The 16,824-nt window shown below is 38.4% G+C and carries 12 protein-coding genes; 3 read left to right on the top strand and 9 right to left on the bottom strand.

Annotated elements, in window-relative coordinates; translation table 11 throughout:
• Positions 1-128: 128 nt before the first annotated feature.
• Both feoB and EO125_RS05180 read right to left on the bottom strand, forming a co-directional pair.
• On the bottom strand, positions 129-2,525 hold the full coding sequence (gene feoB, locus EO125_RS05185; RefSeq protein WP_127147975.1) for a ferrous iron transport protein B: 2,397 nt from the start codon (positions 2,523-2,525) through the stop codon (positions 129-131).
• 14 nt (positions 2,526-2,539) lie between these two features.
• Positions 2,540-2,770, bottom strand: a complete 231-nt coding sequence (locus EO125_RS05180) for a FeoA family protein (RefSeq protein ID WP_127147974.1) — start codon at positions 2,768-2,770, stop codon at positions 2,540-2,542.
• Between the two features lie 458 nt (positions 2,771-3,228).
• On the opposite strand from EO125_RS05180, the gene EO125_RS05175 reads away from it, so the two are divergent.
• Positions 3,229-4,527: a DEAD/DEAH box helicase gene (locus EO125_RS05175; RefSeq protein WP_127147973.1), complete on the top strand. Its 1,299-nt coding sequence runs from the start codon at positions 3,229-3,231 to the stop codon at positions 4,525-4,527.
• A 224-nt stretch (positions 4,528-4,751) separates the two neighbouring features.
• Here the strand turns inward: EO125_RS05175 and EO125_RS05170 are convergent, their stop codons facing one another.
• Positions 4,752-7,112 carry a DNA topoisomerase 3 gene (locus tag EO125_RS05170; protein WP_127147972.1) on the bottom strand — a complete coding sequence of 787 codons (2,361 nt, stop codon included), beginning with the start codon at positions 7,110-7,112 and terminating at the stop codon, positions 4,752-4,754.
• Positions 7,113-7,730: 618 nt separating this feature from the next.
• On the opposite strand from EO125_RS05170, the gene EO125_RS05165 reads away from it, so the two are divergent.
• Complete coding sequence (locus EO125_RS05165; protein ID WP_127147971.1) at positions 7,731-9,320, top strand: peptide chain release factor 3; 1,590 nt, start codon at positions 7,731-7,733, stop codon at positions 9,318-9,320.
• Between the two features lie 300 nt (positions 9,321-9,620).
• Here the strand turns inward: EO125_RS05165 and EO125_RS05160 are convergent, their stop codons facing one another.
• Positions 9,621-10,457: a polysaccharide deacetylase family protein gene (locus tag EO125_RS05160; RefSeq protein ID WP_127147970.1), complete on the bottom strand. Its 837-nt coding sequence runs from the start codon at positions 10,455-10,457 to the stop codon at positions 9,621-9,623.
• Positions 10,458-10,759: 302 nt separating this feature from the next.
• On the opposite strand from EO125_RS05160, the gene EO125_RS05155 reads away from it, so the two are divergent.
• Positions 10,760-11,074, top strand: a complete 315-nt coding sequence (locus tag EO125_RS05155) for a helix-turn-helix domain-containing protein (protein WP_127147969.1) — start codon at positions 10,760-10,762, stop codon at positions 11,072-11,074.
• 15 nt (positions 11,075-11,089) lie between these two features.
• Here EO125_RS05155 and dnaE read toward each other — a convergent pair whose 3' ends face one another.
• The 5 genes from dnaE to EO125_RS09835 form a co-directional block, all read right to left on the bottom strand.
• The gene (dnaE, locus tag EO125_RS05150; RefSeq protein WP_240630442.1) at positions 11,090-13,912 is read right to left on the bottom strand and encodes a DNA polymerase III subunit alpha; all 2,823 of its coding nucleotides are present in this window, start codon (positions 13,910-13,912) and stop codon (positions 11,090-11,092) included.
• 896 nt (positions 13,913-14,808) lie between these two features.
• Positions 14,809-15,036, bottom strand: a complete 228-nt coding sequence (locus EO125_RS05145) for a hypothetical protein (protein WP_127147968.1) — start codon at positions 15,034-15,036, stop codon at positions 14,809-14,811.
• 166 nt (positions 15,037-15,202) lie between these two features.
• On the bottom strand, positions 15,203-15,781 hold the full coding sequence (locus EO125_RS05140; protein WP_127147967.1) for a hypothetical protein: 579 nt from the start codon (positions 15,779-15,781) through the stop codon (positions 15,203-15,205).
• A complete protein-coding gene (locus EO125_RS05135) occupies positions 15,747-16,262 on the bottom strand; it encodes an N-acetylmuramoyl-L-alanine amidase (RefSeq protein WP_127147966.1) in 516 nt (171 codons plus the stop codon). Before EO125_RS05135 ends, EO125_RS05140 begins: the two co-directional genes overlap by 35 nt.
• 31 nt (positions 16,263-16,293) lie before the next feature.
• On the bottom strand, positions 16,294-16,824 hold a 531-nt coding region (locus EO125_RS09835; protein ID WP_164726442.1), incomplete at its 5' end, for a hypothetical protein.

Raw genomic sequence — 16,824 nt, 5'->3', positions numbered from 1 at the left:
TCCTTCTCATTTTCAAGTACTTTATAAAAATTATTTTGCGAATGCAACAAACTGCATAATATCAATGAATTTTTGAAATAAAATTTTTCTCAATCTCAATTATATTGTTTGTTTACTATCAATATTGATTAGCCCAATCCCAAGGCACGACCAATATGAACTGCGATGTACGCACCTACCCAAGCTAAGATACTAGTGTAAGCAAATACGGCACCGAACCATTTCCAGGAGTCAGTTTCACGTTTTAATACAGCCATAGTCGCCAAGCATGGTAAATATAGCAAGGCGAATACCATCAAGCCTAAACCGATGGCCGGTGTGAAGTCTGGATCAGTAGACAAGAATTCTTCCAAGGATTTAGAATCTGCATCACTTGCTTCGATCGCGTAAATAGTACCTAATGTACTTACCATTACTTCTTTCGCTGCTACCGCGGCTATTACGGCAATATTCACACGCCAGTTAAATCCAAGCGGTTCCATCACAGGTTGAATAAAACGTCCTAATTCAGCTGCATAGGATTGTTCAATTTTTTCTTTACCTTGTTGAAGATCTATTTCTTTGATTTCATCTTCTTCTGCTTTATGGTTTACATATAAAGCCCAAGCCACTGGATATAACTCTTCAGCTTTTAATTCTTCAAAGTATGCTGGCTCTTCTACAGCTTCTACTTCAGCTGCTTCAGCACCATCTTGTGTTGTATCTTCTGCTGTAGCTTCTTCTGCAGCTGGAGGGTCATCTTTATGCTCTTCGTCTAGGGCAAGCATTTGACCTAAGATATCATTCGCATCTGCTTGTTGTTCTTCTGTTACCAACATAGCATTCACTAAAATATCATCTGCCATCTGAGCATGTGTCATTGTCACTTGTTCGCGAGCTGCATCATAGTCTTGAGAGTATTCTACGTCTTGTGGGAAAGAAGTTAAGAACCAAATAAGAATAGACGCTGCCAAGATGAATGTACCTGCTTTTTTAAGGTACATTACGGAACGTTCCCACATATGAATACCTACGGAACGAAGTGTTGGCATATGGTATGGAGGCATTTCCATTACGAATGGTTCTGCTTCACCTTTAAATACATACGTACGAAGTACTTTTGCAGTTACAACAGCTACGACGATACCCAATGTATAGATACCTAACAAGATCGTTGGTGCATCTTCTGGTGGGAAGAATGCTGATGCTAATAATGTATATACTGGTAAACGAGCACTACAACTCATAAATGGAGATACTAAGATCGTAATCATACGGTCTCTTGGGTTGTCAAGGATACGAGCACCCATGATGGATGGCACGTTACAACCAAAGCCCAATAACATAGGGATGAAAGATTTACCATGTAAACCTACACCACGCATCACACGGTCGATAACGAATGCCGCACGAGCCATGTAACCAGTATCTTCTAAGAAGGAAATAGAAACGAATAATAGAACGATGTGAGGGATAAAGCTAATAACAGCCCCTACACCACCGATGATACCGTCATTCAACAAGGATTTTAACAATCCATCTTCTAAATTAGCTCCGATGAAATCTGTTAATAATTTGAAAGCACTGTCCAACCATCCTTTAGGATATTCTGCTATGTTGATAACTAAGTAGAACATAACCCACATGATGCATAAGAAGATAGGAATCCCTAACCAACGATTCGTTAAGATTTTATCGATGTTGTCGGATTTTGTATCTTTATGTTCAGGCACTACTTCTAGTACGCCGTTGAATACGTCTACTGCAAAACGGTGACGATATTCTTGGAATACGATATCCATATCAACAGATTTGTTCAATTCTGTGCGCAATGCTTCTGCTTTGCTAAGCACCACACCAGATTTGTCTAATTCTTGTACTTTTTCTAAGATATCTGTATCTTGTTCTAATAACTTGATAGCTACCCAGCGATGTGGATAACGACCAGTGTCAAGTTTCGCTACTTCCGCTTCTAATTCTGCAATAGCTGGCTCTAATACTTCACCATAGTTAACGCGAACATTAGGGATTTTACGTTCTTTAGATACTTTCACAATGCCACGTAGTGCATCTTCTGTACCTTTATTAACACGGCCGATAGTTTCTACTACTGTGGAACCTGTTAATTCTTCTAATTTTTTATTATTGAACTTTAAACCCATTTCTTTTGCCACGTCTACCATGTTCAAAACAAGTAGCAATGGTTGTTCTAGTTCAATTAATTGTGCTGTTAAGTACAGGTTACGTTCTAGATTGGACGCATCCACTACATTGGCAATCAATTCTGGGTTTTCATTGATGATAACGTTACGTGCTGCCAATTCATCGAGAGAACGTGCTGTTAAGGAATACGTACCTGGTAAGTCGATGATTTCAATGTCATGACCATCGATTTTCGTTTCCCCAACTTTTTTCTCTACTGTAACACCTGCGTAGTTACCTACGTGTTGACGGGATCCCGTCATATTGTTAAAAATACTTGTTTTACCACAGTTAGGGTTACCCGCTAAAGCAACCTGAATCTTGGTATGTGTGTTGTCTGCCATCTTAGCAATTCTCCTTATTGGACTTCAATATCAATCATTTGTGCTTCACTTACGCGTAGTGACAACTCGAAGTTTTTCACTTTGATTTCCACTGGGTCTGCCAATGGCGCATACTTCATAACGCGCACTGCTGTGCCTGGTACAACACCCATGTCCACCAAGCGATGCTTGATGTTGCCAAATCCATTGATAGCTACAACAGTACCAACTTCACCTGGCTTCATCTCGGATAGTTTCTTAACCATAGTACACCTCCTACATATAAAACATAACAACCAAACCTATCATATATAGATATATGAATAACATTTACATTATAGCATATTATAAAAAATTATCAATAAAGAATCTCATTTTATTTTCATCTTTTCGTAAAATTATAAATCTATTTTTATCAAGTGTCACACTTAATGAATACATTATTCTATAGGCATATACTCTGTATACCTTTTTGTTATTATCAATTTCGTTATACAAATAATAATTATATATAAACTATATGTTTCTCATTATCTATTCTCTAAACCTTATATTTTATAGCATATGCTGTGGCTTACTTCTCTTAACTGGTCCCCATTTACTTACAACTAGACCATCTATTTCATAGTATTACTTTCCTATGTGAAAGAACTTTCACAGGCCCACCTATGTGGAAGTTATGATATAATAAAATCATTAAGTCATTTAGAAACGGAGATATATTATGAAATCATTTCAATCCTTAGGCATCGTACATGAACTCATACAAGCATTACAAAAGGTGGGGGTGAAAGAACCGACACCGATTCAAGAAAAATCCATCCCCTTTATATTCAAAGGGCAAGATGTCATCGCCAAAGCTCAGACAGGAACCGGGAAAACCTTGGCGTTCTTATTGCCATTATTGCAACGCATCCACGTAGATGTACAACAGGAGCAAGCCCTCATTATCGCCCCTACTCGTGAGCTTATCCAACAAATTGCAGAGGAAGCACGCCACTTAGGTGCCATTCTGGGTGTCGATGTGTTACCTCTCATCGGTGGCAGAACCATCGAGGGCCAATTGAAAAAGCTAGGTCGCCGTCCTCATGTCATCATCGGTACACCTGGTCGATTGCTAGATCACGTTAATCGTGGTACTTTACACTTGAACTCCATCCGCCGTGTTGTATTGGACGAAGCGGACCAAATGCTTCATATGGGATTCTTACCAGATATAGAAAAGCTTATTAGTGGCACTGATGGTAAACGTCAATTATTAATGTTCTCTGCCACCATCCCTGATAAGATTCGTAATTTGGCAAAAGCCTACATGCAAAAACCGATGTCCGTCACTGTCCAAGGAGAAAACATTACACTCGACACCATCGAACAAAAAGTATACATGATGGAAGAGCAAGACAAAGTAAACCGTCTTGTAGCAATGTTAGAAGCAGACAATCCATATCTAGCTATCGTATTCTGTAATACAAAAGAAGGGGCCATTAAATTGGCTTACGATTTAGCTCGTAAAGGTGTGGAGCTTGGGGAAATTCATGGTGACATGACACAAGGTCGACGTACACAAGTGTTGAAAGAATTTGCTAAAGGTAACCCACCCATCCTGGTGGCTACCGATATTGCCGCTCGCGGTATCGACATAGAAGGGGTTAGCCATGTATACAACTTCGATGTACCCCATGACATGGATTACTACATCCATCGTATTGGTCGTACAGGTCGTGCTGGCTCCACTGGTGTTGCCGTAACCTTTGCTACGCCAGCTGAAGAAATTTGGGTACGCCGCATCGAACGATCCATCCAAGCTACACTAACGAAATATACAAAGGATGGTCAAGTCAAAACAAAGGGGTCTGGCTTAGCACCTAAAAAGGAAACTGCTAACAAGAAACCAAAAATTAAAAGTACCTACCAAGCGACGAAAGCAAAAGCGCATAAAGCTCGTGGTCATAAAGGTGCTAACACACGAGTACGCCGTGCAAAATCTAGTGGATCTAGTGGACGTAGTCGAGGTAAGCGATAAACTTCTAATGCGGGAGGACGGATTTTCTAAGAAATAGGTCCCTTGCTTAACAGCATATTTTTAAAAGGCTATCACTAAACTGCCCCAATAGAAGGACAGTAACAAGCTACAAATAAAATAGAGGAAAGTTGACAGAAATATATCAACTTTCCTCTATTTTTATTTTCTATTCAGTAAAAGGGTGTCCCTTGTATTGATATACCCACTATGCCAAATACATGTAGTTACTTACGATTCGCATAAATCGCAGGTTTCCCATCTACATCTGCACAACTTGTGCGACAAGCTTGACCTTCACTACATTTCCACACTGGTTCAGGCTGTGATTCATACTGTACAAGGTATCCTTTTTTACATCGTGGGCATGTATATTCCTTATGCGTATCATCCAATACTTTTCCATCCAACACTGGTGGCGGAGGTATTATCTCTTCCCTCGGTCTTTGTGGAATCACCACGTTAGACATTGATGACGTATTTCCCTTGGTAGCTCTTGAGGCACTTGCTCCTGACAGATTTTCCTTAGAAGATGATACGTTTTCCGTATATTTGCATGTTGGAAACCCAGAACATCCATAAAACTCTCCAAACTTTCCTTTCCGTAGGAGCAATTCCCCTGTTTTGCATTTAGGACAGGAACGACCTGTTGATTGTGCCATAGAAGGGGGTCGTTTGGCACCGCTTCCTTTTCCGCCTGACTCTGGCATGGCCACCTTAGGTGTATTCCCCACCCGCTGTTTAACATCCTCAATCAGTTGTACAACGAATTTTGTTTGGTCTTCTAAAAACACATCGATTTTTTCAGTTCCTTCGCTCATTTTTGCTAAGCGCTCTTCCCACTGTGCCGTCGCATCAGGGTACAGCAAGGAATCTGGCAATGCATCTACCAAGGCATAGGCAGACTCTGTAGGAATTAAAGTTTTCTTTTTTCCCTCTTCTTTGAGGAAAGGGTTTTTCTTATTATGGATTAAATCTTCAATAATCGTAGCCCGTGTGGCCTCTGTGCCGATACCCGACACATCTTTTAATTGTTTTTTTAACTCTTCATCTTTTACATATTTGTGAATTTCCTTCATTGCCTGCACCAAAGTTGCAGAAGTAAAACGGCTTGGCGGCTTTGTTTTCCGTTGATCCACCTTGCTATCATTCGCCGTTACAGTATCCCCTTTACGTACAGGCGGCAAGGACTTTTCTTCATCTTCTTGGTTTTCTTGTGATTCTTCCGTAGATTTCACCTTTTTATATAATGCTTTCCATCCCAAATCGATAACGACACGTCCCGTTGTGGTAAACAGTTCCTCTTGGTGAGTTACTTCGATGCGAGTATGCTCATACACATGCTCTGGGTAAAATTGTGCTATATAGGCTTGAGCGATGAGGAAATAAATATGTTGCTCCCCTTTTGATAAGGTATGTAATGGGCACCGTACAGTGGTTGGAATAATGGCATGATGGGCTGTCACCTTACTGTCATTCCAGGCCCGGCTTTTAATGGTTGGATTACTATCCTTTGCCCATGTAGCTAATTCCTTATGGCCCATATTGACCAAGTTCGACAGGATTGCTTTCCCATCTGAAAGTTGGTTCACTGGCAAATATTCACAGTCTGAACGGGGATAGGATGTATATTTTTTCTCATATAGTTTCTGTGCGATGTCCAATACTTCCTGTGGCGTATAGTTATATAATTTACCAGCCACAATTTGTAGTGATGATAAGGAAAAAGGTAGCCGTTGTCCTTCTTTTTTCTTTTTCTTTTCCACTAAAGAAACTGTACCTTCTGGTGATTGCATCAAACGGTCACGCAAATCATTGAGAATAGTCTGATCTAGCATATGCCCATCAGGGTCTAATCCTTGTTGCGTATCATTCGGTTTCCAAGTCGCCCAAAAATCCCCTTTTTCATGACCATATTGTACCTGCAACACGTAATATTCTACAGGCACAAAGTTTTGTAGCTCTCGCTCTCTCCGTACTACCAATGCCAAGGTTGGGGTTTTTACGCGACCAATCGGAAAGGTCACTTTGTTTCCTAAATGCTGTTGCTCTAACGTATAGGCCCGAGATAAATTCATACCCATCAACCAATCCGCACGAGATCGCGCTAAGGCGGAATCTTTTAAAGGTTGGTATTTCTTATTATCCTGCATATGTTCCAAGGCGTAATGCATAGATTTTTCATCTAGCGCATTGAGTAGAATACGCTCGACTGGTTTGGTGTTACCCAAATAATCGAGCATTTCATCAATTAACAATTGCCCTTCTCTATCCGGGTCACCTGCATTGACAATGGTCGTCGCTTTTTTGATTAAACCACTAATAACCTTAAACTGCTTCGCACTGGATGACTTTACTTTTAATTTCCAAGATGTGGGCAAAATTGGCAAAGATTCAAATCTCCAAAATTTATATTTTTCATCATAATCACCTGGCTCTACTTGTTCTAGCATATGACCGAAGGCCCAAGTTATGACATCATCGCCTTGTACGATATACCCATCATGTCGCTTAGCACTTTGTGGGTTCGGTAACACTTGGCTTAACTCTCGCCCTACACTAGGCTTTTCCGCAATAAATAAACGCATATGCCCCCTCTTCCTATCTACTACTGTTTATAACTATGTATTACTAATTACTATTTTGAACGATATTATACAAGTGTCCAGTTTCTACTTTCACTATAAGAGCATTCACCTGTAGTATATTTAATAAATTTATATTAATCATGAGACCTGAACCTTCTTTCTCTAATTATTACTCTACTACTTACATCTTAAAGAAGTTTAGTTCTTTTTTTCAAGATTAACAAAACATGTTTACACAAATTATTTTACACTGTCTTTAGTATACTACGATTCCACCCAATAATTAAACTGTAAGCACTATTTTATTACAACCCTTTCAGACTCATTTAGATCTCCGCATATCATATCTTATGCAATCCAGATATAGTGTCATCACCTTTTTAAACCACAACACTTTTTACAAAGATACTTCTCCAACAATCTTTCATACTCCTCTAAAATTTCCTATGAGTGCTACTTTTACCTAGATTGTTAGAATCCCATGGACAAGTCAGTCATAGCTGTAAACCACATTTCTCAACTTTCATCATCCTATCCTATACAGAGAGGGCTCAAATAGTATATAATTTTATGGATATAAAAGTATATACCATACACATGTATTAATAGAGGTGAATTATGACATTTTTAGAAGAAGTAACTCGGCGCCGCACGTTCGCCATCATTTCTCACCCAGATGCGGGTAAGACAACATTGACGGAAAAACTATTGCTATACGGTGGTGCTATCCATTTAGCAGGATCTGTTAAATCTAGAAAAACTCAAAAGTATGCCGTATCTGACTGGATGGAAATTGAAAAGCAACGTGGTATCTCCGTGACGAGTTCTGTCTTACAATTTGATTATGACGGTCATCGTGTGAACATCCTGGATACCCCTGGTCACCAAGACTTCTCTGAAGATACATACCGTACCTTAATGGCAGCGGATAGCGCTGTCATGTTGATCGACGTGGCAAAAGGTGTGGAAGCACAAACGAAAAAATTATTCGCCGTTTGTAAAGAACGTGGTATTCCTATCTTTACTTTCGTCAACAAAATTGACCACTTCGGTCGCAATCCATTCGATTTGATGGAAGAAATTGAAAACTCTCTCGGCATTCGTGCAGTTCCTATGAACTGGCCTGTGGGCATCAACGGCGAATACCAAGGTGTGTACGACCGAGAAACGAATACTGTAGAATTATTTGAGAAAGATGAATCCCATGGTCAGAAGAAACTGGCTTCCACCAAAGGTGATGTACACGATCCAGCATTTCGTGACCTATTAGGAGAAGAAGTGCACCAATCCTTAATCGATGATATCGAACTGCTCGATGTGGCTGGTGATGCTTTCGATTTAGACAAAGTAAAAGCTGGTGAGTTGACACCGATGTTCTTCGGGTCTGCTATGACGAACTTCGGTGTGAAACCATTCCTTGAAAAATTCTTGGAACTCGCTCCTATGCCAGCCCCACGTGTAGCTCGTGAAGAAACGGTAGAACCCACATCAGAAGACTTCTCTGCATTCGTATTTAAAATCCAAGCGAACATGAATCCAAATCACCATGACCGTATTGTATTCATGCGTATTTGTTCTGGTAAGTTTGAAAAAGGCATGAACGTACTTCACCAACAATCTGGCAAAACTTTACGTTTGTCGCAACCGCAACAATTCTTGGCCACAGAACGGACCATCATTGATGAAGCCTATCCAGGAGACATTATCGGTGTCTTCGATGCAGGTACTATGGGCGTAGGTGATAGCTTATGTGCATCCAATCACAAAGTAACCTTCAGCGACTTCCCTGTGTTCCCACCAGAATTTTTTGCTCGTGTCACACCAAAAGATTCCATGAAACGGAAACAATTCTTGAAAGGTATGACGCAACTAGCACAAGAAGGGGCTGTACAAATCTTTGAACCGCTCTACTCCATGGATTCTTTCGTGGTCGGTGCCGTAGGTATGCTTCAATTTGAAGTACTACAATACCGTTTGAAACACGAATACGGTGTTGATCTTGTGAATAATTCCTTACCATACGGTGTAGCTCGCTGGATCGATGGCGAGGTCGATGTGAACAGTCTAAAAGGAATGGACAATGCCATGATTGTAAAAGACAATCGTGGACGCCTTGTAGTTCTTATCTCCAACGAATGGCAAATGGGTTGGGTGGTAGAACGAAATCCAGATGTGACATTTTTGCATGCTCCCAAATTAGAGGCATAACATATTCTATACTTTGAGATATAAGTAACTAAAGTTTAGTCATACTATCTGCAATACACAGAGAAATACTATGCATTGTTCCTAAATAAAAATTATCGGCATATAGGCGTTTGGTTACGCTTATGTACCGCAAAATACTATGGATTATTCCTAAAAAATGGGATTGTAACAAAATAGTTTCCAATAAAAAGAGGAAAGTTGATTAAAAAGTATCAACTTTCCTCTTTTTCTATTGGCTCACCAAAAGGAATCTACTACCTTTAAGACCTATCTTATGCTATGTTAATGATATAACATCCCCTAAAACAATGGTTCTAAATCTGCTAAGCCTTTCAGATTCCATTCTAGTAATTTATCATGGATGCGCCACATAAAAGCATTTTCCCACGGATAATGTAATCGAACCCAGAAGTTTTCAAATGGTGTATCGTTAAAGAATACCGCTTGTCGTGGCAAGTTATATAAATCTTGTCCTGGCTCAACATTTCCAGCTTGCACTGTAAAAGCCATACGATACCCACTTTCTTCTGCCATCATATCTATATCTTTATTGGAAAACCCACCTGGATATGCAATATAACGAACAGGGTGTTTCATACGATCTTCTAACACCGCTTTCGATCTAATCAATTCATCACGTGCTTGGTCCAAAGACATCTTGGTTAAATCTTTATGATTCACTGTATGACTTTGGATATCGATGCCATTCGCTTGCATTTCTTTTAATTGTTCTACATTCACAAAACGACTTTCACCAAATGCACTAGTAATCATGAACAAAGTGGCTTTCATATTGTATTCTTTTAAAATAGGAAATGCATGTTTATAGTTATCAATATAACCATCATCAAATGTAATCAGCACGGGCTTATCCGGTAATTCCGTTCCCTTTGTTACATAATCGTACAATTCATCCATAGTAATTGTATGATATCCCTCATCATGGAGATATTGCATTTGTTTCTTGAACTCTTCTGGAGGCACCACCAAAGAGTGGCGAATCCCTGTATCAACACGATGATAATTTAAAACCGGCACGCCTACAGCCTTATAGTCCCAAGATCTCTGGTACTGTATCCCAAAGTATAAACCGATAGCTACAATAAGCCCCACTATTCCTATAATAATTCGTTTCACATTAACCTCGCATGTAAGTAACTTTACCTAATGATTGTATATATACAGAACGATATAAATCTACCTTCACTATAGTACCATAATTATATATAAAAATACAGAAAAAGCTGTAAAGTAAGCCATTTCTAGGCTTACCTACCCATTAACAAACACCAAATAAACCACACAAATCCAATCAAAACACAAGAAAACGATTAGTATTGCAGTATAAAATGCAGTAAATTACAGTACTTTATATTATCTTAATTCGTTGATAATTTAACTTGTACATGATATAATGTTATTAAGAAAGGAGTATTCTTATGGAAACAATAGGAGAAAGAGTCAAACGATTAAGAATCAAGGCTGGATTAACTCAACAAGAATTGTCAGACAAGCTAGGCGGTGTTAGCCTAACAGTTATCTCTCGCATAGAAAACGGGATAACTAAAGACATGAGAATGCCAACTGCACAGAAATTAGCAAAGGCACTGGGAGCAACACCAGAATATATATTATACGGAAGTGATTTAGCACAAATGTATCCTATAGATGTAGCTAACTATATCTTGGACCCCAAAAATTCGGGAACAATAAAGGCTTTCGTTTATACAAAACTAGCAGAAGAATCACAATAAAAAAGAGGGTAGCGATTATGCTACCCTTTTTGCTTGTATAAAGTCTTGTATGATTGTTCCATTCAATCTAACGATATACACATTTCCTTTTTCTAATTTTGAGAAGTCACCATCAAAGATGACCCATTCTTGTACTCCTTTTCTAGTCATAGCTTTTACAAAAGCCATGGGCTTGCCTTTTCGTGTTTTGTGTGCTTTAACGTTTACAATCATAGAGGAGAAATTTACTATCTCATCCGCTATTCCTGTATCGTAATCGGCAAACACGTCTGTAAAGGAATATCCTAGAACACCAAATTCCATTTGAGAATCTGTTTCACATTCTTCTCCAGAATATTGAAACTCTCCTTTTGACTTTCGTTTATCTTTAAGCCAATCTATATACTCCAGTAATTCGCATCTAGTTTTATCGGTATATTTATCTAATGCACCAGATTTAACTAGATTTTTTAATACAGTTTTATTGAGTTTGATATTATCTTCTAAGAAGGTCAATGCATCGTTTCCGTTTGGGATAACGCTATTACCTGTTCCAGATATAGAGTTAAAACCTAATAGTATATTTTTACCATGCGTTTTGCACTCGTGAGAGCTATGAGCTATACTTGGCGGATATACCTTGATGCCAATCTCTTTGCAATGGTCTATGTATGTTGCAAACTTAGCTTTATCTCCCACCGTGGAATCAAGTAACGATGCCATAAACTCTGCTGGATAATTAGCTTTCAACCAAGCTGTTCTCCATGAGGTAATACCATAAGCGGCACTATGACCTCTGTTAAAACCATACGATGCGAATGTAACGATTTCATCACAAATGCGTCTCATCGTATCTTGTCCTATCCCATTTTTAATTCCAGCCTGTACCATTTCATCAATGATAGGTTGCATTTCCTCTACAATCTTACGACCAATAACACGGCGAATATTATCTGCTTTTCCGTATGTGTATCCACATAGTGATTGTGCTATTTGCATGATTTGCTCTTGGTATAAGATAACACCTTCTGTATCCATTAGTATTGGTACTAACTTAGGATGTAGATAAGTTATTTTTTCTTTCCCCTGCCTTCTAGCTTCAAAGGTTTTATCCATTCCCGCATCAAGTACACCAGGTCTACCAATAGCCACTGTATCAATAAGGTCTTCTACCTTGTTGGTATTAATGGCTTGGACGATTTCTGTCATAGTTTTTGATTCGATTTGAAAACAACCAGCTGTATGCCCTGCTCTTAACATGTCGCCAGTCTTCTTGTCTTTCATGTCGATGTTAGAAAGATTAATTTCTTCTGGTATTCGGTTAAGAGTATTTTGGATAATATCTAATGCTTCAAGCCCAAGTATATCCAACTTCATGATTCCTTGTTTTTCTAGCAAGTGAAAGTCTTGAGCCGCTACAATCGCATCCTTAGTCTTTTCTATAGCACACCAATTAGTTACATCCTCTGGAAATACAACCACTGCTGATGCATGCTTTCCGTATGTGGATATATGCCCCATAAACTTTTTAGATAATGTTCTTAGCTTTTCGTCGTGTACTTCATCAACACTATTAATGTTTTTAGATATAGTATCTACATCAGAAGGTGCGTATCCCAAGGCTTGCCCCGCTCTTTGTACAGCAGATTTATCAGAAATGTATCCAATGGTTCGTATTTGATACACTTCCCCGTACTTCTGACGGATATATTCTATAACCTCTTCACGTCTTGAGGAAGCCACATCCACATCAATATCTGCTAATGTAACCCTTTCTGGATTTGCAAACCGTTCTAGGATAAGGTTATATTTTACTGGGTCCACATCTGTAATGTCAGATAGGTATGCTATTAAGCTACCACCAACAGAACCCCGACCTATACCAGTAGGAATATTCTCTCCTTTACAGAATCGTAACATATCATGAATAATGCACATATAATTAATGTATTTACATTGTTCAAGGACATTAAATTCATGCATAGCTCGTTCTTTATACTCTTCTTTATTTGGTAATTGAGCAATACCCTTTGTATGCCATCCAATGTTGCATTGGTCTTTTAGGTATCTCATAGGGTCCCTAGTATCAAATACTGGGTAGTGTTCCTCTCCTAGAGGAATTTCTACATTGCATTTATTAATAATCTCATCTACACAAAGTAAAGATTGTGTCAAATCTTTACCTTTAAAGAAAGAAATCATTTCTTCTTTACTCATCATGTGATAGTCGCCAGAACTATAATATTCGTCTTGGTCTCCTAAACCTAGCCACATCCGATGTGTTTCACAATCTTCTTTCCAAACATAATGACTATCGTCAGTTACTACAACTTTTGTATTTGTTTGTTCTGCCAATACGAATACTTTATCGTTATATATATATTGTTCTGGAAAGTCATGTGGCTGAACCTCAAGGTAAAAGTCTTCTCCAAAGATAGATTTCATTTCCTTAATCATCTCTAATGGTTCTTCTACAGCTAGGATTCCTGCTATACATGCAGTTGTACAAATAATACCTTCATGGTATTTCCTCAAAGCCTCGAATCCAATTCTAGGTTTTTTGTAGAAGTGTTCTGTTCCATATGTAGCTAGTTTCATGATATTTCTATAACCAACAAGGTTTTTAGCTAGTAGAATGATATGGTAAGTGGTGCCACCTTTAATTTCTGGTTCAAAGCAGAAGTACCCCTCGTAACCTAGGACTGGTTTCAACCCATTCTTTTTGCACTTTAAATAGAACTCCATTAAGCCAGTAGTAGTTCCATGCTCTGTCATTGCTAAAGCAGTATAGCCTAACTCCTTAGCTCTAGTAATTTTATCATCTAGTTTTGCGAATCCGTCAAAAAAGGGAAAAATCACTGTGCGTATGTAAGCTACAAAAATCCATCCCTACATCACCTCTCTTTTTTTATTAACTATATACTTCAAGCCGAAGGCTTGAACAATGACTAACGTCATTGCGTTTATTATTACTTTAAAACTATTATCTAATTTAGATAAACTACGTTAGATAAATTAGCAATTACGTCGAAAAGTGTTATGTCAAGTATTAATCAACGAGGAACAACTTTCTTCGTAATTGGTTGTTATGTTTAAAGTTTTATAATCTATTTGAGCGTTAGCGAATGCGAACCAGCTTGCTGGTGAGTATACCTAACCTCATACGCTACGCTTCTGAGTAACTACTTCGTAGTTAAATTATTTATATTATTTGTATTTGAATTACCTTCATTTGGGTACACCTACCCCCTAGGCGTAAAATATGGTTACTAAAATTACACCTTGGGATAGTCTCATACGGTCAAGTCTCGTCTCGAATGTCTCATTTCTGAAGTAGACTAATCCCCCTCTTACTATCCAGAATCGTAAGAAAACATGCCATGTCAATTCATTCAATCTATAATAGACAACAAATCAAGCCCCTCTCCCCTCACTCATATTTTTAGGCATGACAAATAAAAGTATGCCACTAAACTTAGAGTCCCAGCGGGAGTCTTACTAGTGTCGTGTCCTGAACTCAAGGTTTCACGGGGATTTCTTCTTTACGCAGGGCATCCCACACCGCATTTCTTAGTCGGTGCCGTCCGACACGGATATTGAGGTGGGTTAATCTGGCTTAATCACCACCTCTCCGCTCCAATATTTAGCGATTGGTCGCTTCAAATATCTTACTGTTATTTGATACAGTGTCCTCTAGTTTTAACGCACGGTAACAGTTCTACGTCATGGTACTAGCCCCATTTGTAATCTTTATGTTATACTGAAAGCACAAAGTCTTTACACTTTTTAAGTGTCTCAGCTTTTCTAAATCCATTCTTAATTGGGCACCAAGCCTGCCATAAGTTTGCAGATAATTTTGCATGAGCACATTGAATACATCTAGCTTCTGTTTGTGCTTCTTTTTCGTATCTGCGAGCTAACCTTGTCTTTTTCTTTCTGATAGATGGATAATCTCTTAGAATCTCTTTTGTTACTTCGTCCATTCTTATCTCTCCTTTACTTACTAGTTAACTTCAAGGTTAAAATATTAAGCCTTTTTAGGCTCAATGACATTATAACATAACTCGCAAGTTAATGCAAGTGTATTAACTATGCATTTCGTGTATTTATAAAACATGAAAAAAGAGGGTGGAAATCCACCCTTCTTTCTTATTCAGTTGTAACTTTTAGTAAGTCATATCTAATATAGAACTCTGGTTCTTTGTCTTTTAAATCGTATACAGCACCATATCTAAACTTACCGTTTTGTTTTTCCACTCCTATGCCATAATGAAATTCATTTAGCCTAGCATGTGTATCAGCATATACAGTAAGTTTATTTTTATTTGGAACCTTTACATCGAATACAACCTCAGATGTTTGTGTCAATACAACCTTCCCATCTTCAAACTTTCTCGATTCATTTTGTAAAAGTTTAAAGTCTTGTTTTTCTCCATTAACTTTTACTACCACCTTTGGTTGGTGCACGGTAGCCTCGAAGTCAGTATCTTCTCGAACACCATTAATAACTTCCTTTTCTACGTATCCGACAGTTGTATTTGTCTTAGATACTTGATTTAAGGTAGCTGTGTGGCTCATAGAGGTGCCTGTAGGTATATCCTCGATAGTTTGGTTATGGGAATAAAAATAAGCCCATATAGTGGCTATAATCGCAATAGCTATAATCACTAATACAGGCGGAGTCATCTTCTCCTTAATAGCGTGCCAAGTACCAATTAGCTTTCCCACGAATAATATCTCCTCCATTACCTTCTTCTTGTGGAAGTTTTAGCAAATCCCAACGCATATCTGGGTCATCATCATGAATTCCATATCCATCAATATCTGCCCATTCTGCATGTGTTTTTACTCTATCTACAGTTGGTTCCCATCCCTTACTCTTACAGATAGCAGCCACAACTTGTGCCATAACTTCCACTTGCTTGTTAGTTGGGGGGTACGTTCCAAAATCAACTCTACCGTCTTTCCAGACCGAAGCATCGGCACAGCACGCCAAAGAAATACCAATGTTGCTAGTATTCCTATGCCAAGTATGACTACAACGTACGTCAAGATTATCGTAATCAGAGTAGATAGTACCATCTCCAAGGATGTTAATATGATAGTGTTCAGAAGTTGCTCCATAACCAGATGCCTCCCAATGCAATGTAATACTTTCAGCATTGGATACACTAGCCATATACTGAATATCATTTAATGTATAGTTCATAAATTCCTCCTAATAAAAAGAGGAAGACCCATTATAGGTCCTCCTCAAATTCTTCAAATGCTTGAGCTGTCTTTTTACTTTCTGTTTGTTTGTTCTTAGGCATATTTGATAATGCTTTTTGTGTTTTTGTTTTTGCTAAATTTTCTTTTGCTCTTCTAATGTCAGCCCCCTTAATACCCGCTTCATGTAACTCTTTATTCGTAACTGATTTAGGGTCATCAAGATATTTATTAAGTAGTTTTTGTTTTTTATTTTTTTCTTCTGTTTCTTTGTCTTTTAAAATACTAGATGTATCATACTCTACAGAATCAGATACAGGTCTAAAACCAAGACCTTTTGCAACCCTTTCTCCTGTACTATAGCTTCTTCCATCTACGTCTTTGTTCCAGTCTCGTTTACGACCTGTTAATGCTTGGTAATAGTTTGCATATGCTGGAGATAACTCTTTAGCAATATTGCTCATAATATTATTAGCACCTTCATGGTCACGGAATGCTTTGTAGACATTTTGTATAGTAGAAATAGTTGGTCCTTGGAATCCGTTTGTTGGAACTAAATCACC

Origin of the sequence: Veillonella sp. VA139 (assembly GCF_003992005.1) — a bacterium.
In the GTDB taxonomy this organism is placed as follows: Bacteria; Bacillota; Negativicutes; order Veillonellales; family Veillonellaceae; genus F0422.
Note: the sequence above shows the minus strand (reverse complement) of the source record. Positions and strands in the feature narration are given on the sequence as shown.